Source organism: Saccharopolyspora phatthalungensis (assembly GCF_014203395.1).
GTDB classification, from domain to species: domain Bacteria; phylum Actinomycetota; class Actinomycetes; order Mycobacteriales; family Pseudonocardiaceae; genus Saccharopolyspora; species Saccharopolyspora phatthalungensis.
The window spans coordinates 1,973,989-1,996,007 of sequence record NZ_JACHIW010000001.1; the positions used below are offsets into that span (position 1 = coordinate 1,973,989).

At 68.9% G+C, this 22,019-nt stretch carries 19 protein-coding genes; 8 read left to right on the plus strand and 11 right to left on the minus strand.

All coding sequences use genetic code 11. The features are described from left to right. Window positions 1-128 precede the first annotated feature (128 nt). The 5 genes from BJ970_RS08765 to BJ970_RS08785 are packed head-to-tail and all read right to left on the minus strand — an operon-like array spanning window position 129 to window position 5,416. Window positions 129-1,139: a glycine betaine ABC transporter substrate-binding protein gene (locus tag BJ970_RS08765; protein ID WP_246470782.1), complete on the minus strand. Its 1,011-nt coding sequence runs from the start codon at window positions 1,137-1,139 to the stop codon at window positions 129-131. After that, complete coding sequence (locus BJ970_RS08770; RefSeq protein ID WP_184725776.1) at window positions 1,136-1,903, minus strand: ABC transporter permease; 768 nt, start codon at window positions 1,901-1,903, stop codon at window positions 1,136-1,138. Before BJ970_RS08770 ends, BJ970_RS08765 begins: the two co-directional genes overlap by 4 nt. Continuing rightward, complete coding sequence (locus tag BJ970_RS08775; protein ID WP_184725778.1) at window positions 1,900-3,084, minus strand: ABC transporter ATP-binding protein; 1,185 nt, start codon at window positions 3,082-3,084, stop codon at window positions 1,900-1,902. Before BJ970_RS08775 ends, BJ970_RS08770 begins: the two co-directional genes overlap by 4 nt. After that, entirely contained in the window at window positions 3,077-3,724 is a 648-nt protein-coding gene (locus BJ970_RS08780; protein WP_184725780.1) for an ABC transporter permease, read from the minus strand. Before BJ970_RS08780 ends, BJ970_RS08775 begins: the two co-directional genes overlap by 8 nt. A gap of 3 nt (window positions 3,725-3,727) precedes the next feature. Further along, window positions 3,728-5,416, minus strand: a complete 1,689-nt coding sequence (locus BJ970_RS08785) for a BCCT family transporter (RefSeq protein WP_184728966.1) — start codon at window positions 5,414-5,416, stop codon at window positions 3,728-3,730. A 254-nt stretch (window positions 5,417-5,670) separates the two neighbouring features. On the opposite strand from BJ970_RS08785, the gene BJ970_RS08790 reads away from it, so the two are divergent. From BJ970_RS08790 to BJ970_RS08800, 3 genes are all read left to right on the plus strand, one after another. Beyond that, entirely contained in the window at window positions 5,671-6,255 is a 585-nt protein-coding gene (locus tag BJ970_RS08790; RefSeq protein WP_184725782.1) for a hypothetical protein, read from the plus strand. Window positions 6,256-6,390: 135 nt separating this feature from the next. After that, entirely contained in the window at window positions 6,391-7,074 is a 684-nt protein-coding gene (locus BJ970_RS08795) for a YcnI family copper-binding membrane protein (protein ID WP_246470786.1), read from the plus strand. Continuing rightward, window positions 7,071-7,607, plus strand: a complete 537-nt coding sequence (locus tag BJ970_RS08800; RefSeq protein WP_184725784.1) for a copper resistance CopC family protein — start codon at window positions 7,071-7,073, stop codon at window positions 7,605-7,607. The genes BJ970_RS08795 and BJ970_RS08800 overlap by 4 nt, the downstream gene beginning before the upstream one ends. Window positions 7,608-7,731: 124 nt before the next feature. On the opposite strand, the gene BJ970_RS08805 is transcribed toward BJ970_RS08800, so the two are convergent. Then, window positions 7,732-10,338 (minus strand): L-tyrosine/L-tryptophan isonitrile synthase family protein, encoded by a 2,607-nt coding sequence (locus BJ970_RS08805; RefSeq protein WP_184725785.1) that lies wholly within the window; start codon window positions 10,336-10,338, stop codon window positions 7,732-7,734. Window positions 10,339-10,431: 93 nt separating this feature from the next. Between BJ970_RS08805 and BJ970_RS08810 the strand changes: the two genes are divergently transcribed. Then, window positions 10,432-10,629 carry a hypothetical protein gene (locus BJ970_RS08810; protein ID WP_184725786.1) on the plus strand — a complete coding sequence of 66 codons (198 nt, stop codon included), beginning with the start codon at window positions 10,432-10,434 and terminating at the stop codon, window positions 10,627-10,629. Between the two features lie 43 nt (window positions 10,630-10,672). On the opposite strand, the gene BJ970_RS08815 is transcribed toward BJ970_RS08810, so the two are convergent. The 3 genes from BJ970_RS08815 to BJ970_RS08825 form a co-directional block, all read right to left on the minus strand. Next, the gene (locus BJ970_RS08815; RefSeq protein ID WP_184725787.1) at window positions 10,673-10,981 is read right to left on the minus strand and encodes a hypothetical protein; all 309 of its coding nucleotides are present in this window, start codon (window positions 10,979-10,981) and stop codon (window positions 10,673-10,675) included. Between the two features lie 210 nt (window positions 10,982-11,191). Continuing rightward, the gene (locus BJ970_RS08820) at window positions 11,192-12,103 is read right to left on the minus strand and encodes a phosphotransferase enzyme family protein (RefSeq protein ID WP_246470787.1); all 912 of its coding nucleotides are present in this window, start codon (window positions 12,101-12,103) and stop codon (window positions 11,192-11,194) included. Between the two features lie 43 nt (window positions 12,104-12,146). Continuing rightward, a complete protein-coding gene (locus tag BJ970_RS08825) occupies window positions 12,147-13,517 on the minus strand; it encodes a helix-turn-helix domain-containing protein (RefSeq protein WP_184725789.1) in 1,371 nt (456 codons plus the stop codon). 223 nt (window positions 13,518-13,740) lie between these two features. Here BJ970_RS08825 and BJ970_RS08830 point away from each other — a divergent pair, with 223 nt between their 5' ends. Both BJ970_RS08830 and BJ970_RS08835 read left to right on the plus strand, forming a co-directional pair. Next, on the plus strand, window positions 13,741-13,986 hold the full coding sequence (locus BJ970_RS08830; protein WP_184725790.1) for a hypothetical protein: 246 nt from the start codon (window positions 13,741-13,743) through the stop codon (window positions 13,984-13,986). 13 nt (window positions 13,987-13,999) lie between these two features. Continuing rightward, window positions 14,000-14,338 carry a hypothetical protein gene (locus tag BJ970_RS08835; RefSeq protein WP_184725792.1) on the plus strand — a complete coding sequence of 113 codons (339 nt, stop codon included), beginning with the start codon at window positions 14,000-14,002 and terminating at the stop codon, window positions 14,336-14,338. Window positions 14,339-14,830: 492 nt separating this feature from the next. Here the strand turns inward: BJ970_RS08835 and BJ970_RS08840 are convergent, their stop codons facing one another. Then, window positions 14,831-18,214 carry an L-tyrosine/L-tryptophan isonitrile synthase family protein gene (locus BJ970_RS08840; protein ID WP_184725794.1) on the minus strand — a complete coding sequence of 1,128 codons (3,384 nt, stop codon included), beginning with the start codon at window positions 18,212-18,214 and terminating at the stop codon, window positions 14,831-14,833. Between the two features lie 525 nt (window positions 18,215-18,739). On the opposite strand from BJ970_RS08840, the gene BJ970_RS08845 reads away from it, so the two are divergent. Continuing rightward, window positions 18,740-19,417 (plus strand): TetR/AcrR family transcriptional regulator, encoded by a 678-nt coding sequence (locus BJ970_RS08845; protein ID WP_221467692.1) that lies wholly within the window; start codon window positions 18,740-18,742, stop codon window positions 19,415-19,417. Here BJ970_RS08845 and BJ970_RS08850 read toward each other — a convergent pair. Next, complete coding sequence (locus BJ970_RS08850; protein WP_184725795.1) at window positions 19,387-20,586, minus strand: amino acid deaminase/aldolase; 1,200 nt, start codon at window positions 20,584-20,586, stop codon at window positions 19,387-19,389. The two genes, BJ970_RS08845 and BJ970_RS08850, sit on opposite strands and share 31 nt — an antisense overlap. A gap of 78 nt (window positions 20,587-20,664) precedes the next feature. On the opposite strand from BJ970_RS08850, the gene BJ970_RS08855 reads away from it, so the two are divergent. Further along, a complete protein-coding gene (locus BJ970_RS08855) occupies window positions 20,665-22,008 on the plus strand; it encodes a D-arabinono-1,4-lactone oxidase (protein ID WP_184725796.1) in 1,344 nt (447 codons plus the stop codon). Window positions 22,009-22,019 lie beyond the last annotated feature (11 nt).

Genomic DNA, 22,019 nt, shown 5'->3' on the forward strand with positions numbered 1-22,019 from the left:
CTTCCTATGCGCTGGGTTCATCCGGGCAGACGAAAAAGCACTGCCCATGCACCGCCGCAACTCGCACGGGATTCGAGGGCACCCGTGACGCCATGGGTCACGGGTGCCCCTATGCTGCTCCGGCTAGGTCAGCGGGCGGCTTGGCCCCCGGGGAGCTTTACCAGGCCCTGTCGGACCATCCAGTCGCGGGCCACGTCGGCCGGGTCGCGACCGTCGACGTCCACCTGGGCGTTGAGCTTCACCAGCTCCTCGTTCGTCAGCTTCGCCGACACCGGCTCGAAGACGCTGGTGATCTGCGGGTACCGCTTGAGCAGCTCGGCGCGGGTGGTGATGCCGATGTTGTACCGCGGGAAGAACTGGTGGTCATCGGCCAGCAGCTTCAGGTTCAACGCCTGGATCCGCCCGTCGGTGGTGAACACCTCGCCGAAGGTACAGGTGCCGCTCGCGGTCGCCTGGTAGATGCTGCCCTCGGTCAGCGTCTTCACCTTCGACTTGTCCGCGGTGAAGCCGTATTCCTTCTCCACCCCGGGCAGGCCGTCGTTGCGGTTGGCGAATTCGGTGTCCACGCAGAAGCTGGCGTCCTCCGGGTGCTCGGCGACGATCCGCGGGATGTCGGAGAGCTTCTGCACGCCCAACCGCCGCGCCGCGTCCTGGTTGACCGCGAACGCGTAGGTGTTGTCCACGTGGTAGTCGATCGCCGTCCAGGCGATCCCGTTGCGTTCGAGGTCCAGCTTCCGGACGGCCTCGAACTGCGCTTGGGCGTTCGGGATCGGATCGGTGTTGCCGTTGTAGCTGATCCAGGACGTCCCGGTGTAGTCCCACAGGATGTCGATCTGGTCGCTCTTCAGCGCGTGACGTGCGGTGGAGGAACCAACGATGCTGCTGAGGTCCCGGACGTTGGCCCCGGCCGCGGACAGCGCGAACTCGGCGATGTAGCCCAGCACCAGCTGCTCGGTGAAGGCCTTGGACCCGACCGTGATCGTGACGCCCTCCAGCTCGGGAACCCGCTGGATGGTGCCGGACGCCACGGCCAGCGGCACCGACCCGCCGGAGCTCAGCCCGCACCCGGACAGCAGCACACCGGTCATCGTCAGGGCGGTCAGCTTGAACGCGCCACGGCGCGACATTCGCAGAGTCATCGCAACCCCCTCGGCGACAAGTACGTCTCAGCCAGCGCGCCAAGCCAGTCGACCAGCAGAGCGAGCGCCATCGCCAGCACCGCGCCGACGATCATGACGGTCCAGTCGTTGAGCTTGTATCCGGTGTCGATCATCTCGCCGAGCCCGCCCGCGCCGACGAACAGCGCCAGCGTCGCGGTTCCGACGGCCAGCACCAGGGCGGTACGCAACCCGGCCAGGATGTAGGGCACCGCCAGCGGCAGCTCGATGCGCGCCAGCACGCCTGTCGCCGACATGCCGATCCCGCGCCCCGCGTCGATCAGTGACGGATCGACCTGTTGCAGCCCGACGATGGTGTTGCGCAGCACCGGGAGCAGCGCGTAGAAGGCAATCGGCAGCACCGCGATCCAGAACCCGGTCGAACCCCCGGTGAGCAGGAAGAACAACACCAGCAGTCCCACCGAGGGCGCGGCCTGGCCGACGTTGGCGATGCCGACGACCACCGGAACGACCTTGCGCGCCCAGCCGCGGCTGAGCAGCACGCCCAGCGGCACCGCTATCGCGATCACGATCACTGCCACCGCGAAGCTGAGCAGGAAGTGCGTCCAGGTCAGGCTCAGGATGTTGGTCGAGTTGATGCTGCGCGCGGTCACCTCGTCGGTGTCCTGGATGAACGCCCAGCCCAGCACCCCGGCGACCAGCACCACGACCGCGATCGGCTGCGCCAACAACCGCAGCCGCTCCGCCGTGCGCGACCCGGAGTCCGATGCGAACTGGCTGCTCATGACCGGTCCCCGGTCGGCTCGTCGTCGGCGTGCTCCTCGCGCAGCGCCTTGATGGTGTTCATCACCGTGTCGATGTCGACCACGCCGACATACTCGCCGCGCGACCCGGTGACCGCCGCGACGCCGTCGTCGTCGGTGAGGATCGCTTCCAGCGCGTCCTGCAGCGTTGACGCCAGCGAGACGCTGTCCTCCACCGGCCGCCCGGCCCGCTCCAATGTGGACACCGCGCCGGCTTCGCGGGCGGTCGCCCAGCGCAGCGGGCGGTTTCGCCGGTCGAGCACCAAGCCGATCGCGCCCCGGCGGGAGCCCAACCGTTCCTTCAGCACCGTCGGCGACTCGTCAACGGTCGCGGTGGGCACCTGGCCCACCTCGATCTCGCGGACCCGCCGCAGGTTGAGCTGCTTGAGCGCGGCACCGGCGCCGACGAAGCCGGCCACGGTGTCGTCGGCCGGGTTGGCCAGGATGGCCTCCGGCGTGTCGTACTGCAGAATCTTGGAGCGCTCACCGAGCACCGCGATCCGGTCGCCGAGCTTGACCGCCTCGTCGAAGTCGTGCGTCACGAACACGATCGTTTTGCCCAGGTCTGCTTGCAGGCGCATCAGTTCGTCCTGCAGCACACCGCGGGTGATCGGGTCCACGGCGCCGAAAGGCTCGTCCATCAGCAGCACCGGCGGGTTGGCGGCCAGCGCCCGCGCCACGCCGACGCGCTGCTGCTGACCACCGGAGAGCTGCCGCGGGTAGCGGTCGCGGTACTCGGCCGGGTCCAGGTTGACCAGGTCGAGCATTTCGTCGACCCGTTCGCCGATCCGCTTCTTGTCCCAGCCGACCAGGCCGGGCACCATGCCGACGTTCTCGCCGACGGTCATGTGCGGGAACAGGCCCGCCTGCTGGATCGAATAGCCGATCTCGCGCCGCAGCTTGTCCGGGTCGAGGCCGAGCACGTCCTGCCCGCCAATGGTGATCTTGCCGGCGGTGGGCTCGATCAACCGGTTGATCATCCGCATGGTGGTGGTCTTGCCGCTGCCGGAGGGCCCGACCAGCACCACCGTCTCACCGGCCGGAATGGTCATGGACACCGATTCCACTGCGGGCAGCTTCTGACCGGGGTAGCGCTTGGAGACCTCCGTCAGGCAGATCTCGACGCCGTGCCCGCCCGTCGGGGTGTTCTTGTCGTCAGCCACGAATACCTCTCGAAGTCGTCAACCGCCCGAACAGCACGAAGACGGCGTCCAGCAACAGCGCCAGGATGATCACGCCGACGGTGCCGGCGACGGCCATGTTCAGCGCGTTGGCGCCGCCCAGCTGGCCCAGGCCGCTGAAGATCAGGTTGCCCAGGCCGGGGCCCTTGGCGTAAGCGGCGATGGCGGCGATGCCCATCAGCATCTGAGTGCTCACCCGCATGCCCGCGAGGATCGCGGGCCAGGCCAGCCGCAGCTCGACGCGGGTCAGCACGCCGAACCGGCTCATGCCGATGCCCCGGGCCGCGTCCAAGATCGGTTGGTCGACCGTGGACAGCCCGACGATGGTGTTGCGGATGATCGGCAGCAGCGCATAGAGCACCAGGGTCACCACCGACGGCGCCACACCAAGCCCCAGCACCGGGATGAGCAGGCCAAACAGGGCGAACGAGGGGACCGTCAGGATTGCGCTGGAGAGTGCCGTGGCGATCGCCGCCCCGGCGGGGCTGCGGTAGACCGCAACCCCGACGAGGACGCCGACGATCGTTGCCAGCACGATGCACTGCACCACCATGCTGACGTGCTGGAAGGAGTTCACCAGCAGCGATTGCCACCTGGATGCGACGTATTCCAGGAAACCCACTCGTTACTCTCTTCCACCGGCCGCTGTGGTGGCGGTGACTTCCTCGGTGCCCTCCGCGGGCGTGGTCACCAGCTGGAAGTCGCCGTCATGCTCCTCGGTGCCGAGGATGACGGCCTGCTCCAGGACTTCGGCGCCCTTGGCGTCGCGCAGCGTCATCGGATCGCTGCGCAGGTCCTTGAGCATGGCCACGCACATGAGCACCATGACGATGGCGAACGGGAGCGCCCCGATGAAGGTCAGGTTCTGGATGCCCTCCAGCGCCTTCTCCTCATCGCCGCCACCGCTGCCGATCACCAGCATGATCGCGGCCACCGCACCGGTCGCGGCACCCCAGAAGATCACCACCCACTTGCTCGGTTCGATGGAACCGCGCTGGGACAGCGTGCCCATCACCACGGACGCGGCGTCGGCCCCGGAGACGAAGAAGATCGCCACCAGGATCATCACCAGCACCGAGGTGATCAGCGTCAACGGCATGTGCTCCAGCACCGAGAAGGTCTGCGCCTCCGCGGAACCGTCGCCATAGACGTTGTTGCCCGCCTTCTGGCTGTCGATCGAGGCTCCGCCGAAGATCGCGAACCAGACCAGGCTGACCACGCTGGGCACCAGCAGCACGCCGGCCACGAACTGCCGGATCGTGCGGCCGCGGCTGATGCGGGCGATGAACATGCCGACGAACGGCGTCCACGAGATCCACCACGCCCAGTAGAAAACCGTCCAGCTCGCCAGCCAGTCCTGCATCTCCTGGCCGCCGGTGGCTCCGGCGCGCGAGGACATCTCGCCGAACTCGCTGAGGTAGGACCCCACCGCGGTGGGCAGCAGGTCGAGGATGAACACCGTCGGGCCCACGACGAACACGAAGACCGCCAGGACGGCCGCCAGCACCATGTTGATGTTGGACAGCCACTGGATGCCCTTGGCCACTCCCGACACCGCGGAAAGGATGAAGCACACCGTCAGCACCGCGATGATCGCCACCAGGATGGTGCTGCCGGCCTCGCCGATCCAGCCGGCGGCCTGCATGCCGCTGCGGATCTGCAGGGTGCCGATCCCCAGCGAGGCGGCGGACCCGAACAGCGTCGCGAACAGCGCGAGGATGTCGATCAGCTTGCCGATCGGCCCCTCCGCATTGCGCTTGCCGATCAGCGGCAGGAATACGCCGCTGATCGTCTGGCGGCGGCCGCGGCGGAAGCTGCTGTAGGCGATCGCCAGACCCGCCACGGCGTAGATCGCCCACGGGTGCAGCGTCCAGTGGAACAGCGAGGTCGCCATCGCCGTCTTGATGGCCTCTTCGCTCTCACCGGGGACGGTGCCCGGCGGCGGCGAGACGAAGTGGCTCAGCGGCTCGCTGACGCCGAAGAACATCAGCCCGATGCCCATACCGGCGCTGAACATCATGGCGATCCAGGACACCGTCCGGAACTCCGGCTGCTCGCCGTCCTTGCCGAGCGGGATCCGGCCGTACTTGCTGAAGGCCAGGTACAGGGCGAAGATGACGAAACCAGTGGCCGCTAGTACGAAGCCCCACCCAGTGTTCGTGAGCAGCCAGGTCAGCGCCGCCGACGAGGCAGAGCTGAGCGAGTCGGTGGCCAGTCCGCCCCAGACCACCACGGCGAACATGATGGCCGCGGTGACACCAAAGACTACCCAATCCGTTCGCGGCTTTCCGAGGAACTCGGGACTGCCTGGCAGTTCTGTTGAATGGTGGCCCTCAATGGGGTCACCACTTCGTTCTGTTTCGGTCGACACAGGTTTCGGCGTCGACTTTCGGCGACGCCCCCTCCTCTCCGTCGTCAGTTACGACGATCTGGAACTAATAGAGCCCGGCTTGCGTGCAGGTGACAGCTCCGGACCGTCTGCAACCCGTAAACCGTGTCCCAATCGGGTGAACAAGGCAAGCTCACCTGCAGTCAGCGTGGCCGAACCGACACCTAGACTTGGCTGCCATGACGGCCAGACTCGCACCTACGCAGGGCGCACTACGCGTCCTGCGCGGTGCCGGTCTGGCCACCACGTCGGCGTCACTGTCCGTAGCAGCGCACGCGGCTGCGGGCGGGTCGTTACCCGATCTGGGCACGACCGTCGTGATCACCGTCTTGCTGTCCGGTGCCGGCGTGGCCCTCGCCGATCGCAAGCGCGGGTCATGGAGCATTCTAGGGGCACTGGCGATCAGCCAGCTGGCACTTCACGTATTTCTCCAGCTTGTTGCCTCTCACCAGGACGGGGCCGGGCACCCCGGGATGCCGTTCTCCTCGTCGGCGATGACCCTCGGGCACGCAGCGGTGGTGCTGCTGACCGGGCTGGTAATGAGCCGCGCAGAGCGAGCACTCTTCGTAGTCGCCCGTCTGCTCGGGTTGCTCCTTCCTCGCAGGTCGAGGCCGTTACCCGTAGTAACAACGCCGCGGACGGTATGGATTCTCACGGTCACGGTGCGCAGTCTCGCGCAACTGATCTATCAACGGATTCATGCCCGCCGCGGGCCGCCGAAATCTCTTCTCGCCAACTCCGATCAAGTGGACTACGCCACCTGAACGTTGCCTTTTCGTACCTTCGGCGCATGCGCGCGCGCGAGAATAGAACACGGGAGATTTCGAGTAAACATGTCAACAAAACGATTCGCGGTTCGATCCGCGGCACTCACGGCCGCCTGCGGGATCGTCGCGTTGTTGAGCACGGCGACGGCCTCGGCGCACGTAACCGCACAGCCCGGTGAGGCCGCCAAGGGCGGTTACGCCAAGGTCGCCTTCCGGGTGCCGAACGAGCGCCCCAACGCCGGGACCGTCCAGATCAAGGTGACCTTCCCGGAGCAGTACCCGCTGAGCTCGGTTCGCACCAAGCCGATGCCCGGCTGGACCGCCCAGGTGGAGAAGGTCCAGATCGCCCCGGTCGAGGTGGCCGGTGCGCAGGTCACCGAGGCCGTCCGCAGCATCACCTGGAGCGCGCAACCGGGCACCCGGCTCGGCCCGAACGAGTTCAACGAGTTCGAGGCCACCATCGGTGCCCTGCCGACCAACACCGACCAGCTGGTGATGCCCACCACGCAGACCTATGACAACGGCGAGGTCGTGTCCTGGGACGCGCCGCCACCGGCCGAGGGCGCGGCGGAGCCCGAACACCCCGCGCCATCGTTGAAGCTGGTCGACGAGGCCGAGGGCGAGCACTCGCATGGCGGTGCCATGCAAGGTCAGCAGCACGAAGAGCAGGCCGCATCGTCGGCGACCGGTGACGACACGGCCCGCTGGCTGGGTGGCGCCGGACTCGTGGTCGGCGCGCTCGGCCTCGGTGTCGGAGCGGGTGCCCTGGCGCGCAGCCGGAAGGCGCAATCCGGGGCCAGGAAGGGCGACTCGTGAAGCGTCTGATGGCGATCTCACTGCTGGCGCTGGCCGCGTTGTTCGGCGGCGCGGGCACCGCGCTGGCGCACAACGTGCTCGTCGGCAGCGATCCCGCGGACGGCGCGCAGCTGGCCGCCGGGCCCCGTGAGGTCAGGTTGACCTTCGACCAGCCGGTTCGGTCCGGCGAGGGGTACAACACGGTCAACGTGGTGGGCCCGGGCGGGACGTACTGGACCGATGGGCAGGTGCGGATCGAGGGCAACTCGGTCGTCGCGCCGGTCCGCGAACTCGGTCCGGCCGGGGTCTACACGATCGGCTACCGGGTGCTGTCCAACGACGGCCACCCGGTGCCGGGCAAGGTCACCTTCACGCTGACCACGGCGGGCAACGGCACGCCGGCCCCGGCCCCGCAGACCACCGACCAGGCGGGACAGCAGGCCGAGTCCGAGGAGCCGGGCGGCATGCCGGTCTGGCCGTGGATCGCGGGCGCGGTGGTCCTGGTCGTTCTAGGTCTGGTCCTGGCCCTCCGGCTGGGCAAGCCGAAGAGCTGAGGTCCGGCAGTGGTGGTGGTCGCGGTGCCGACCACCACCACTGCCCGCGGGGTTGGTGCCGATTTCGCGCGAAAACGCCACCAGCTCCGCGGGGACCGTCAATTTCTCGCGCGAAATCGCCCCATTACTTGTTCCGGACTCGGATGCGATCCAGAACGGACCGGTCGAGGTCGTCGCGTGCGGTCGCGGCGGGGAGCATGAACCAGGGTTGTCGTACGCCGTTGGGCGCCGGGAGGTCCGGGGCGTAGACAGGCAGGAAACCCTGGTGGACCAGGGAAATCGCGTAGTCGACCGAGACTTCGTGCTGGTCGTTCAGCGCGGCCGTGCCGTGCCAGGGCAGTACCCCCGAGCCGCCGATCGGGATGAAGCGGAGGCGGCCGTGCTCGGGTCGGATCGACAGGCTCATCCGCACCCGGTCCCGCTGCCACAGGGCCTGGTAGTTCAGCTCGTGGTCGACGTGCTTGTTGGCCAGGTAGGTGATCGTTTCCCGCCAGGCCGCGGCGAGCAGGTCGGCGCGGGCGGTACGGACCGGGGCGGGCACGGCGGTGTCGGTGAGCTCGTACGGATCCGCGTACAGCTGCTGTGACCAGGCGAACGGATCGCCGCCCTGGTATGGCACGTCGACCGAGTGCAGAACCGATCGGAACATCTCGACGAATCGCGGCTGGCCGGGCTCCCTCGGGTCGCGCTCGGCCGCCTCCGCGAGGACCGCCAACGGATCGCGGCGCACGTCCAACCCGGCGAACGCGGCGGCGTACCGGTCCCGATGCTTGGCCAGCAGCTCCGGCCGCTGCGCCCGATCACCGCAGTCCGGATGCGCATCGGCGGCGGCATCGATGTCGACGACTGTCACCACCCGATGCGCCCCGGTCCGCTCCAGCAGCTGCCCGAACAACCGGTGGTAGTCCGCGCAGCGGCGCTCATCCCGGACCCGGAAGTGGGCGGGATCGGCGAGCGCGAGCACCTGGATCCCAGGCGGGTAGACCTGTTCCACGGCCGCCGCCAGCTGCCGGATCCGGGCCAGCACCGCGACCTCCGCGAGGTCCGGCGCGCCGCCCAGCGCTTTGAGCCGCGAACCGTTCTGCTTCACCGGCGGCCCCAACAGCACGAACTGAATGCGCGCGCCGGCGGCGATCGCGGCGACCATGTCCGCTTCCGCGGCTTCCGGCGGATAAGCCGATCTCGCCGCGCCGAACTGCTTGGCCATCAGCACTTTCCACACCGCTCGCGCGAGAACCACCGGTTCTGCCGGGCAAGACAGCCGTTCCCGCACCCCGCTTCCCAAGCTCCGGCCGGCCTGAACCGCCGCCGTGCACAGGGCTTCGATGATCCGGGTCTGCTGCTCGGCGGTCAGCTGCACGCCGAGATCCCAGATCGTCGGTCGCGTGCTGAACTCTCCGACCGGAAGTTCCGCGATCGACGTCGCATGCGAGAGCCGGGGTTTCGCCCGTTGCTGCCGGGTGGCGTGGCCGCGCCCCAGCGGCGTCGGATGTGGCAGGAACTCGAACGTGGCGATGCCGGGGCCGATGCGGGGTTCGGTGCTGAAGCCGGTCGGCCGAACCGCGACCACCGCCGCGTCCGGGAACGCCGCCCGCAGCGCGGCCCGATTGCTTCGCAGGTCGTCGAAGGCCGCGACCACCTGCCAGTCTGCCCGGCACAGCACCGTGACCTTGTGTCTGCCCACGTCGGCATGCTCGGGTGCGGCATGCAGGTCCAGGTGGCCGAGCCCGTGCCGGACGAGGAGCTCGCGGGTGGCCTGCCGCATCCGCGGACGGCGACCGGTCACCCAGACCACGCTGCCGCCGGCATGCTCGATGGCGCGGACGAAGCGGACCAGGCCCGGTGCCGGCTCATCAGTCAGCAGCGCATCGTGGCTCCAGGACAGGGTTTTGCGGAATTCCGCGTGCAAACCATCCCAGTCCAGATCCGGATGCTCGTCGCGCAATCGGTTGCGGGCGAGGAAATGCGGCCATCCCGCCGGATACAGGCCGGGGAGCACGGCCAACCGATCCGCCGCGATCAGCGTCCCGATACCGTGCGCCCGGCCGAGTTCGGCCAGCGCCGCGCGCACCCGTCGCCGGGGCAGCAGTGCGCAGTAGTCCAGGTCCAGCGCGACCACCGGTCGCGGCAGGCTCCGATCACGGCGACGGCGCGCGCTCAGCTCCTTTACTTGCCGCAACACCTCGCTGATGATTTCGTGCTGGCCGGCCGGAACGCTGTGCACGTGGTGCCGCCACGGGTGATCGCCGGCGAGCAGCGCAGCGGTGTCGGCCGCGAGGTATCGGAGTTCGTGCGCGGCGACCCTCTCGATCGCGGTCAGCACGTTGACCCGATCGAGCGCCGAAACCTGCGCGAATGCCGCCGCCAACACCGCCAACTGGCGGTGCAGCCGGGAAATCGACTCGGCCACCGAGCCGCCCGCCGCGTCCGCGGCCACCACCCCCGTCGGCACGACCCTGCCGGTCGCGGCGAACTCGGGGGCCACTTCGACGGCGAACCCATCGGTCGGCCGGAAGCCTTCGACGAGCAGCCCGCGCGTGGTGACCACGATCGGCCGGACCACGAATTCGACCAGGTAGTCCAGTTCCGGCCAGCCGGACGGGCGACCGTCGAGCAGCCGCCGCAACCTGCCGCCGGTGAACTCCCCCAACGGCACGGCCAAACGCTGGTTTCCCGGCGAGTCCCCGGGTGCTCCGCAGTACAGCGCAAGCAGATCGTCCCGCGCGATCAAACCTCGTACGTTGCTGGAAATCGACGCTCCTGCCGACGCGACCGGTCCCTGCTCGCACCACCGGCGAAACGGTCCTCCGAGAAGTGCTTTTCGTTGACAGCGGAGCTTAGTTGCTGGTCCGCGGCGATCGCTTCCGGCGTCTACGTGGGCGACGTGCCAGCGCGGCACGCGCCCCTCCGCCCGGTAACACCGTGGTGGACGATCGTCGCGCGAGCCGATGAATTCACCTGGGCCGAACTCATCGGCCACCGGCACCCGAAGTCCCGGCTCGATCAGCCGCAACGCGAGTGAATCGCTACCGTGACGCGAAAAAACCCGTCCCGTCGCCGAAAGGTCATTCGCCGTCGCCGAGTTGCACCGATGAGACGTATTCGGCGTCCGCCAACCGGCCCAAAGTCACTGCGCCGCGAAGTTCCAACTCCTGCCGAGAAATCCAGCCCGCAGCGAAATGACGGTAGGACTGCGCGAGCAGCACCAGCTCGGCCAGCTGATCGGCGCAGCGCCGTCGCAGTTCGACCGGCAGCTGCGGCAGCAAACCGACCTGGGAATTCACCACCTCGTCGAGCACCTGCGCGCAACGCAGCGCCCGCGCGCGCCGCCAGCCCGGGATCAGCTTCGTCGGCGTCCACTTCGCGATCCTCATCGATAGCCCATCCAGTAGCCATGCAACCGATGCACCAATGCGCACATCTGGTTTACCCGGACGGACCGCGGCCGTCACTGGGCATAATCGAAAAAAGTCGTGTCCGGCGCAAGTCCGCCCGAATGGACGCACCCTCTTGGCCGATTCAGGTTCTCATCTTCGCGACGGCGCGATCATTGCGGCCCGCCGCGCCGCCGCTGGCCAACGGCGTCAGCTGTACGGGGCCCATTGGGTCACCAGATCTCCGTCGCGGATCGTTCGCAGCCGGCGATGCAGCTGGTCGCGAACCCCCGGATTGCTCCGCAGGATGGGCAGCACACCGGTGGTGATCTTGAGTTCGCGTAGCTGGCGCAGCACCGGAAAGCCTTCCCACGCGGTGATGTCGAAGCCGTAAGCGCGGGCCAGATCGTCGTGCCAATCAGGTGGGTGCCCCATCCGCAGGCGCCCCACCGCGATCGGCGTCAGGTCCCATTCCGGCGGGCCGATGCACAGCGAATCGAGGTCGCACAGCAGCGGCCCATCGGCGCCGCCGATCACGTTGCCCAGGTGCGCGTCGGCGTGGATGATGCTCTGCGGCAGCGGGAATCGCAGCGATTTCAGCCGTTCTTCGAGGTAGTCGCACCGCTGCTCAAGGAAGTCGTGGTCGGCCGGATCGATGTCCACCGCGTCGGCCAGTCGGCGCCGGATGTCGGCCATCGGCTGCCAGTCCAGGAACGTCGGGGACACCGGCATGGAATGCATCCGGCGCAGCAGTTCGCCGAGGTCGCAGCCGCTGGGCACGGGGCCGATCTCCGGCACGTGCTGCCACAGCGTCGCGAAGTGTTCACCGACCTGAACCGGCTGTTCCAGGCCGGGCAGCAGGCGCACGGCGGGCACGCCGTGGCAGGCCAGCCAGCGCGCGGCTTCGACGGCGTTGAAAGCGCGGTAGGTGAAAGACGGGGAAAGCACGATGCGGACCACGACAGGGTGCTCTTGCAGCAAGAAAACCCCGTTGTTGACGAATCGGATCAGGCGCGCGCCTCGCGGATCCAGGCCGACGGCCACGCAGATTTCGGTCAGTGCGGACTCCAGCTCCGGCGGGATGCACGGGCCCTCTGCCACCTGGTATGTCTTCATGCTCATGTTCTCAAACGGCGGGCGAACCGGACGAACCGGTTGGCGAGCCTCAGCCCTGGCGGAACCGCCGGACTTCCTCGAACAGGTCGCGAACATCGGAATTCATCCGGTGTTTGCCCGCCTCGATTTCCAACGGCTTGAGCCGGTCGGCGACTCGCGCGGATTTGACCAGGTCGCCGAACTGCAGCGCCCGCCGGCCGACCTTGATGCCTTCCTGCAGGTCACCGGCCCGGAAGTGGTTGGTCGCCTGCAGACTCAGCCCGAACACGTGGGTCCGCTGCATGTCCGCGCCGTATGCCTCGTTGCACTTGATGGTCTCGGCGACCGCGATCGAGGCGTGCCGCTTCGGATCGAAGTTGGCCAGCGCGTCATGTGCCGAACCGATCATCCCGTGCAGGTCGTTCTCGTTGAAAAACCGCACCCAGTCCGGCGCCTCGTCGGCCTTGGCTCGGGCGAACTCGTCCTTGGTCCGGCCCACCATCTTCTGCACCTGGTCGGGCTTGTTCAGCATGCCGTAGGCCCACGCTTCGTTGGCGCACAGCACCGCGACGGTCAGCGCCGAACCCGACTCCTGCGCGGCGATCTGGCCCAGCTGGAACAGCTTCAGCGCCTCGTTGGGCTCCTGGTAGTGCAGGTAGACCCGGCCCATCCGGTAGAGCACGCTGGCCACCAGGCCGTCGTCGTTGGCCTGCTTGGCGAACTCCAGCGCCTTGCCGAAGTGACCGCGCGCCGGGTCGAGCAAACCGATGTCGAAGGAGGTCCAACCGGCCAGGCTGTGCATGTCCGCCAAGGCGACGAACAGTTGCTTGCGCACGGGATCCGCCGCGCTGGACTCGAGCAGTTGCTGCGCCCAGGACAGCTGGGCGACCACGGCGTCGCGGCAGGTCCCGCCCCCGTAGCGGTAGTCGAGGTCGCGCAGCGCCTTGGTGGCGGCCTGAATCTGCTGCACATCGGTCATGCCGATGCGCGCCGGGGCGGGTGTCTGGGCGCTGGTCGGCACCCAGTTGTTGTCCCCCTCGCCGAACACGGCCGCACCCATGGTCACGGCCGCGGCATGGGACAAGAACTTCCGACGCTTCACCGACTCGTCCTCCTCAGCATTGGGGGCGTTGGCCGCCTTGGCGACCCGCATGGCGGTAGCCCCGTCGTATGCGAGGCCCATGTAGCCCCGCGGAATTCCCAGCCCGTCGGCGATCCGGGCCAGCACGTCATAGGCCATGACCTGCCGCCCCTTGAGAATCTCGGACACCTCGGACTGCGACTGCCCCGTCGAGGCCGCTATCTGGCGCTGCGAGACGCCGTGCCGGCGCAGTTGCCGGTAGATCTCGCTGACGTCCCGTCGGGCCAGCGCATCCCGCATTTCCCGATCGTTCCAAACGTCGGGTGTAACGGGAGAGCCGCCAGAACCGATGATGTTCATCTAGACCCCCTGACGCTCTGCACGGGCGTTGGTCGCAGAGTAAGGGCACTGCGGCAACCCGGTGAAGTGCGTATCGGTAGAGGTGATCGGCGGGGGTGAAGTCCGCCGACCGCTCGTCGTTGCCGTCGGCCCGGTTATCGCCTACCTCTAGGCGAAGTGGCCCGACTCGTTCCAATCTAGTCAGCACAGGCAAACCGAGCACGAACGGGAACGGTGACGCGAGATGCGGGCAGCACAGGATGGCGACGGCCGTTCGGCCGAATTCGCCCCCGTACCCGCGGACCGTCGCCGGTGGTGGCGAGTGGACTGCCGAGACGTAGCGAACTCGCGACGCTTCCTGGACGTGCTGGTCAACCGGGACAGGGTGGTGCTCGTCGGACCGCCCGGCCACTCCGCAGCGCTATCGGCCCACGGCCTCGGCCAGTTGTCGGCCGCGCTGCGGGATGCCGCTGTGCAGGCGAGAAAGTGACGGTGACGTTTCGGTGGATGAGATCCTGGGGCAGGTGCTGCGCAAGGCGGTACGGGAGCGGCTCGACTTGTTGAGCGAGCTCGCGAACCGCGCCGACGCCCCTTCCCTGCTCTCCGTGGCGCGTTCCGAACTCCCCCGACTCACCGAGGGGTGGCGGACGCTGCTCACCGCGCACGACGCCGACGAAAAGGGCAACTGCCCGGAGTGCTCCGGCCGTTGGCGCCCGCAGAAAGCACCGTGCTCGGTGTGGCGCTCGGCCTATGAGCATCTGGTGGCAGGGGCCCTGGCACCCCGTCCCGCACGGCACCTGCGCCCGGCGCACGCACTGCGCCCGGCCGCGCCGGTGCCGTAAAGCCGGCGGACTCGGACCCGGACAGCACGACCTCCTCCCCGACCCGGGTTCCCGAGCAGCCGCCTGGTGGCGGCCGATGAGCGACCAGTCGTGACTCCCCGACCTCGACCAACGGTCATCGGCCGCCGCCCCAGAACTGCACAGCGGACCGCCCGGTTCTTCCGGCGCGGCAACCAGATTTCCGCGGGCCGGTGCCGACGCACTCCCCTCCCCCGACCGGTACCGGTCCGCGGACTCCAACCACTCCGGTACAGCCGTTTCCCCGGACGGCCCCGGAGTCTGGAAAGGCCCTGGAGCTCGCTTCCTCGACCGAGCCCAGGGCCTTTCTTACTTGCTCCTCAATGATTTCCCGCGCAGCGGCCCCTCGGCTGCCTTCTCGGCCGCGCCAATTCCCGGGCGGTGGAATGAGAAAGCGTCGCTTGCCGAAGCCCAGCGTCGGCTGGTATCGACTCCTGCCTTGTGCGGCAAGGCTTTCCGAATCGCTGGTTGGAGCTACTTGCGGCGGAGGCGGGCCCGGGCGGCGAAGTCCGGGTCCAGCCGGATACCCGGCGGAGTGCTCGCAACCCGCTGGGCCGGCACGGCGGCGCCGGCCGGTCCGGTGAGGTGGGTGCGTTGCGCGGGCACCATCAACCACGGCTGGCGGGGGCCGAGCAGCGGCGAATACACCGGCACGAAACCCTGGTCGAGCAGCGAGATGGCGAAATCCACCGCCACGTTGCCGCGGGCGTCGAGCACCCCGGTGCCCTGCCAGGGCAGCAGGCCGGAGCCGCCGAGGTAGGTGAACCCGAGGCAGCCCTCGCGGACCGCGCTGAGGGTCAGCCGCACCCGGTTCGGGAACATCCGCTCGTAGCCGAACTCCTCGTCGACCTGCATAGTCGCCAGGTAGCGGACCACCGCGTGCCAGGCGCGACGCAGCACCGCGCAGCGCGCCTGCCGCACCTTGGCCGACACGCTCCGGTCGGCCAGGTTGTAGATGTCGGCATAGACCACAGTGGACCATTCCAGCCGGTCCGTGCCGGGCGGCACCACGACCGGCACCGAATACACCAACGACATCAGGATTTCCCGGAACAGCCCGATGATCTGGGGCCGGAACCCGGTCATGGTGGCAGTGTGCAGGTGCACGCGTTCCAAGGTCCGCAGCGGGTTGTCGGTGATGTCGAAGCGCGACAGCGACTCGGCGAGCATTTGGCGATAGCGGCCGATCAGAGCGATGCGCTCCTTCGGTAGGCCCGGCCCCAGCCGCTGCTCGGCGACGGTGTCGATGTCCGCCACGGTGGTCCGGTCGCCGATGCCGACCAGGTCGACGTACTCGCGCAGCTTCTTCTGGTAGGCCTCGGTGATCGCGTGCGGCCGACTGCGGAAGTGCCGGCCGTCGGTGAGGATGTTGAAGTGCAGGCCGGGCGGATACACCGCGCTGACGGCCCGCTGGAGTTCCCGCAGTCGCGCCATCCCGCCGAATTCGGCGAAGTCGGGTAGCGGCCCGGCCGCCTTCAACCGGTTCAGACACTGCTTGACCGGGAAGCCGAGCAACACCACCTCGACGGGCTCGCCCCGGCGCACGAAAGGTCCGGCGTCCCGCCGCAGGTCGGCCGGTTGATAGTGGGACCGCGAACCCTTGATGAACTGCTTGCGGGTGAACACGTGGTGCATTGCCGCCAAGACCTGCTCCGGAGCGCTGCGGTCGTCGATACCGAACTTCGCGGCCGCGCCGCGCCCGGTCCGGGCCGCCGCCCGGTCCACGTCGGCCAGCACGGAGTGCAGGATGGCGCGCGACTCCTGCTCGGTCAGGTGCACGGCCCAGTGCTGTGCCAAGCGGTTCTTGCGCAGCGCGCCGATCTGCAGTTCCTCCAGCGAATGCGTGTTGGACAGCCGCGGGCCGATGCGCGCCGCGGGTCGCGGCGTGGTTTCGAAGGTGGCGATCACGGCCTCGGCATCGACGACTGGTTGGTCCGGGGGGCGTTCGGTGGCCAGGCCGGGGACCTCGACGGCGATCGCAAGCGCCTCGCCGAACTCCTTGGTCATCGCGATCCGGTTGGCCGGCTCGTCGTCGAAGACCGCGACGACGTCGAGCTCGCCGAGCTCGCGGAGTTTCGCCACCTTCAGCTCGGAGCGCGGGCGGCCACCGTCTTCGGGTAGGCACACCAGCGTCGCGTCCGGCACCCCGGCGGCGGCGAGTACCTCCTCGGTGGGCTCCCGGAACCGCTCACGGTGTCCGCTGCAAAACACCACCCGCCCGCCGGCGTCGCGCACGTCCCAGACGAACCGGGCCAGCCCGGCGTTCACGCTGTCGGTGCGAAGTTTCTCCCTCGGGCGGGCCAGGAAAGCGCGTACGAAGTCGGCGTGCACCTCGTTCCAGTCCACCGTGGGGTAGCGCTTGCCGAGGCCGCTGAGCTCGACGAAGTTGCGCCAGGCACCGGTGGAGTGGGTCGGCAGCACCGGCAGGGCGCCGGGCCCGGCCAGTTCGAGGATGCCCTCCGGCGCACCCGGTCGCGGCCCCGAGACCGCGCGCGCGGCGTCTAAAACCCGTTGCAGCGGCACGAGTCCGCACAGGCCGAGATCGATGATGACGGCCGGCTGTGGCAGTCGGCCGTCCCAGCGGCGCCGACGGGTTCGTTGCTGCACCCGGTCCAGCACCGATTTCAACACCGCGTCCTGGGATTCCGGCACGGTGTGGGCGTAGTACCGCAGCGGTTGTTCACCGGAGAGCAGTTCGGCGGTGTGCGGCGCCAGGTAGCGCAGTTCCTCGGCAATCACCCGGTCGACGGCTCGCCGCACCCGGCTTTCCCGCTGCCCGGCATCGAGCTGGCTGAAGGCGGCGCTCAGTTCGTCGAGAGTCGCGACCAGGGCGCGCACGCCGGTCGCGACCTCGGCGCGGGTCGGCTCGTGGCTCACCCGCAGGTAGTCGGTGAGCACGATCCGGCCGGTGGCCTGCAGTTCCGGCGAGAGCTCGAAGGCGACACCGGTCTCGTCCAGGGCGAACAGCCCGATCCGGTGCGCGTCGAGGGCCAGCCGGAAGGCCCGCAGCAGCGGGCGGACGAAGCGCTCCAGGAAATACTCGAGCTGATCCTCCCGCCGCTCGAAGCGGTTGTCGAGCACCACCCGCAGCAGTCCTGGTGCACCATCGTTGCCCGGGTGCAGCAGCGTGGACAGGTCGGCGGCGATGGTGCCGCCGGGGTGCGTCGGGTGCGCCGGCGCGGGCTCGGTGATTCGGGTCAGGGCGGCCGAACCGGTGGCGGTGTCGACCACGGCGGCCGGCACCGGCAGGGTTGCGCAGTGCATCCGCAGGTCCGGATCAGACTCCACAATGGACGACAGCCGTTCCCAGCCGCGGAGCTGGCGCAGCGCGCGCTCGCGGGGACCGGTGGCCTGCAACTGTACGGTGCGCTCCGGTCCGCTGACGGTGATCTGCTCCGCGGGGAACGGCACGCTTCGGTTCGGGCCGGTCACTGCGGCGAGGCAGTCCTCGGCAAGTTGCCGCTGGGCCGAGGTCAGCAGGTCGAGACGATCGGCGGGCAGCGGCACCGATCCGCCGGCGCCGCGGTCGGCGGTCAGGGACCGGGTCAGGCGGTGCAGCCAGGCAGGATCGAACACCCGGCGCGTGCGCCGCAACCGGATCAGGGCTCGGTAGAGATCGGACCAGTTCGGCTCGCCGCCCAGCGGTAGTCCGGCACCGGCACCGGCGCCGCTGAGCCGCAGCGTGCCGTGCGCGGACCGCTCCACCCATAGCCCGTAGCCGCCGTCGGAGAGCAGTGCGTTCGCTGCCGGAATGGTCAACGGCTGCCACCACCCGGGCGCGGGGCCCGGTTCATCCGCCGCGGCCTCGCGGAGCGGGCCCGACGGGGCGGGGAGCGCCGAGGTCAGCCGCGCGGTCACGCGGCGGTGCGCGTCGCGCGCGAAGCCGAAAAGACATGGGTACCGGCGGCACTGGTACCGCGGCACCTGGCGCTGCGCCCGGTCGGTGTCCGCCGGGAAAACACCGCACGCGGCGTGGCGGGAAAACGAGGTGCAGCCGGGCAGTGACCCACGATGACCCTTCTGTCACGGAGAATGACAACGAACTCACACTAGATAGCGACCTGTGCGCTGACAACATGACTCACTGCATATACCAGCGTGTAACGGCGGGTGGATCCGCAGGTCAAAGCCACCGCGCCGAACGGGTCGATGGGCGGACATCCCCGCGCGGTCAAGCCGTGCCCCCGTAATTCACCCGATCGACTGATACCGTCCACGGCATGTCCGTAGCGCACGACCGCCCACGGGCCGGGAAACTATGGACATCACCGAAATCGAGGGCAATCCTCACAACCCGCCGGTGAACCAGACCGCCGAGTCGAACGCTCGGCACCATCTCCCCCAGGGCTCCCCTGAAAGAGGATCACGGTCGTGGTCGGCAAGATGGTCAGCGAACATGATCAAGGAGTCGCCTTGCCTGCCGAAGTAGCCCCGCTGCGGCGAAAGCCGGTCCAGCAGCGCAGCGCACAACGTGTGGAGAAGATGCTCTCGGCCTGCGCCGAGCTGATCGACGAGGTGGGCTATGACGGTTTAACAACCACCCTCATCGCCGAACGAGCCGGTGTCGCGGTCGGTTCGCTGTACCAGTTCTTTCCGGACAAGCGCGCCGTGGTGCAGGAACTAACGCTGCGCAACCTGGACCGCTTCGTGCGCACCGTGTCCGTCCGGTTCGACCAGCTGGAGCTGGAGCACTGGTGGGATGCGGTGGACGCCGTCTTCGACGTCTACCTGACGATGCACCGGGAAGTCCCGGCATTCAGCCGACTGCACTTCGGCGACGTGGTCGACCTGCGGCTGCTGGATCCGAGCAAGGACAACAATGCGGTGATCGCGGAGAAGCTCACCGGCCTGATCGCCGAGGAGTTCGAGCTCGACCCGACGGAACTGCTGCTGCCGCTGGCGGTCGCGGTCGAGGCGGCGGACGCGGTGCTGCACTTGGCGTTCCGACGCGACCCCGCCGGCGAGCCGACGCTCGTCGCGGAAGCCAAGGAACTGGTGCGCGGCTACCTGTCCAACCGGATGCCCGGCGGTCAGCCGAAGGATCTGCCCTCACCCCGGTAGGTGGGCACGGTGGCGGCCAGCCGATCGGCCGCCACCAGGTGGTAGTGGGCGAACCGCTCGGCCAGCTCGCCAGCCTTGGCGTGCCGGAACCAAACCCGGTCGCCGAGCCGGAGCCGCCGGGCCGCCTCCCCGACGACGGGTGTCTGAACCTCGCCGGCACCCTCGGTCGCGAGCAGCCGGATTCCGCTCGGCGAGCAAGGCGCGGGCACCCGGTCGGCGCCGATCGGCCCGGAGGCGGGGTACCCACCGCTGAACACCGTCGCGATGCGCGCGGCGGGGCGGTGCACGACCGGTAGTGCGAACAGAACTGCCGGTCGTGGCCGAAAGGCTTGGTAGCAGTCGAACAGCGTCGGGCCGATCAGCCCGGAACCGGCGGCGACCTCGGTGACGGCTGGTTCAGCGGCGGTGCGCTCCAGGCTGCCGGTGCCTCCGCCGTTGACGTACTCCAGCGGAGCCAGCGCCCGCACCGCCCGCACCACGGCGGCCCGGCGCTCGGCCAGTTCCGCTGCCGACCGCTGCTGCATCCAACGCAGCGCGGCGGCCTTCAGCGGCTGTCCGCCCGGCGCGTCGCCCAGCCCGGCGATCTGGCCTTCGTAGGCCATCAGCCCGACGAGGTGAAAGCCCTTGCGGCGCAGCACCAATTGGGTCAGCCGACGCGCCTGCGTGACGGTGTGCACCGGCGACCGGCGGGGGCCGACGTGCAGGCCGGGCAGCGGCCGCCAGGACGCGTCGACCTCGATGCAAAGCCGGATGTCGTGCCGGGCGGAGCCGGCGGTGGCGCCGAGTGCGGCGTCGATCAGATCGAGGTGTTCGACGGAGTCGACCATCACCGCGATCGATGCCGCCGCGGCCGGGTTGGCCGCGAGTTCGCGCAGCGCCGCGCGATCGGCGGTGGGGTAGGCGACCAGGACGTCGTCGCTCAGGCCCGCACGGTGCAGCCAGAGCGCTTCGGCCAGGCTGTAGCACATCAGCCCGGCGAAACCGGGGGTGCGCAGCACCCGTTCCAGCAGGTAGCGGCAACGCACCGATTTGGTGGCGACTCGAATCGGTCGCCCGCCGGCCCGACGCGCGAGATCGGCCGCGTTGTGGTCGAACGCGTCGAGATCGACCACCGCGAACGGCGGGTCGAGCTCGCTGGTGATCTCGTCGTACCTGCGCACGCCGTTCACCGTAGGCCGAAGACCCTTATTATGTGAATAAGATTCACTTAATAGGTTCTCCTCGTGACACCCGAAGGAGTGCCAACGATGCAGCGTTGGACCAACTGGGCACGCACCGTTACCGCTGCCCCCGGCTCCGTGGTGGCACCGCGCGACACCACAGAAGCGGCGGAGGCGATCCGCGCCGCAGCACGCCGTGGCGGTACCGTCCGGCCGCTGGGCGCCGGACACTCGTTTTCTGGCATCGGCTCGCCGAACACCGGCTGCGCGCTGGACCTCTCGCACTGGTCCGGGATCGTGCAGGCCACCCCGGACGATGGCCTGGTCAAGGTGCGCGCCGGCACGCCCCTGCACCAGCTCAACGCCGAACTCGACGGCCTCGGCCTGGCGTTGGCGAACCTGGGTGACATCGACCGGCAGACCATCGCCGGGGCGATCGCCACCGGCACTCACGGCACCGGAGCCGGGCTCGGCGGCCTCGCGACCCAGATCGAGGAGCTGGAACTGCTGCTCGCGGACGGCACCGAGAAGCGCTGCTCCGCCACGGAGAATCCGGAGCTGTTCGCTGCCGCCCGGGTCGGCCTCGGCGCGCTCGGGGTGATCACGACCGTGACGCTGCGTTGCGTTCCGGCGTTCGCCTTGGCCGCCGACGAGCGGCCAGCCCGGCTTGATGACGTGCTGGACGGCTTCGACGAGCTCGCCGCCGACAACGACCACATCGAGTTCTACTGGTTTCCGCATGCCTCGAAAACGCTGGTCAAGCGGAACAACCGGCTCCCGGCCGGGGAATCACCGCGCCCGCTGCACCCGCTCCGGCACTTCCTCGAGTACACGGTGCTGGAGAACCGGCTGTTCGGCGCGGTATGCCGACTCGGACGCGCGGTCCCGGCGTCGGTGCGACCGCTTAACCGGTTCTGCGCCTCGACCTGGTCAACGCGTTCCTACAGCGACCGCTCTTACCGGGTCTTCACGACGCGGCGCGACGTCCGGTTCGTCGAATGCGAGTACGCCGTGCCGCGGGAAGCGCTGCGCGACGTGCTCGACGAGCTGCGGATCGCGGTCGGACGCCTCGCCGACCCGGTGATGTTCCCGGTGGAGGTGCGGGTGGCGGCGGCCGACGATGTGTGGCTGTCCACCGCCTACCGCCGCCCGTCGGCCTACATCGCGGTTCACCAGTTCCAGCGGATGCCGTACCGGCGCTGGTTCGACACCTTCGAGGACATCGTCGGCGCGGTCGGCGGGCGACCGCACTGGGGCAAAGTGCACCGGCTCGACGCCTCAGCCCTGCACGAGCTCTACCCGCGCTTCGACGACTTCCGCCGGGTGCGCGCCGAGGTCGACCCCGGCGGGGTCTTCCGCAACCCGTACCTCGACCGCGTCCTCGGCCCTGTGGATAACTCGGTCGATTTCAAGTGGAAATCGACGCGCTGAATTCCCTTGAA

What these genes read in the sequence shown, in the direction of transcription:
- BJ970_RS08770 (WP_184725776.1), bottom strand. Translation starts at nt 1,903, where the DNA reads ATGAGCAGCCAGTTCGCATCGGACTCCGGGTCGCGCACGGCGGAGCGG.
- BJ970_RS08855 (WP_184725796.1), top strand. Translation starts at nt 20,665, where the DNA reads ATGCAGCGTTGGACCAACTGGGCACGCACCGTTACCGCTGCCCCCGGC.
- BJ970_RS08790 (WP_184725782.1), top strand. Translation starts at nt 5,671, where the DNA reads ATGACGGCCAGACTCGCACCTACGCAGGGCGCACTACGCGTCCTGCGC.
- BJ970_RS08820 (WP_246470787.1), bottom strand. Translation starts at nt 12,103, where the DNA reads ATGAGCATGAAGACATACCAGGTGGCAGAGGGCCCGTGCATCCCGCCG.
- BJ970_RS08765 (WP_246470782.1), bottom strand. Translation starts at nt 1,139, where the DNA reads ATGACTCTGCGAATGTCGCGCCGTGGCGCGTTCAAGCTGACCGCCCTG.
- BJ970_RS08830 (WP_184725790.1), top strand. Translation starts at nt 13,741, where the DNA reads ATGCGGGCAGCACAGGATGGCGACGGCCGTTCGGCCGAATTCGCCCCC.
- BJ970_RS08815 (WP_184725787.1), bottom strand. Translation starts at nt 10,981, where the DNA reads ATGAGGATCGCGAAGTGGACGCCGACGAAGCTGATCCCGGGCTGGCGG.
- BJ970_RS08845 (WP_221467692.1), top strand. Translation starts at nt 18,740, where the DNA reads ATGGTCAGCGAACATGATCAAGGAGTCGCCTTGCCTGCCGAAGTAGCC.
- BJ970_RS08825 (WP_184725789.1), bottom strand. Translation starts at nt 13,517, where the DNA reads ATGAACATCATCGGTTCTGGCGGCTCTCCCGTTACACCCGACGTTTGG.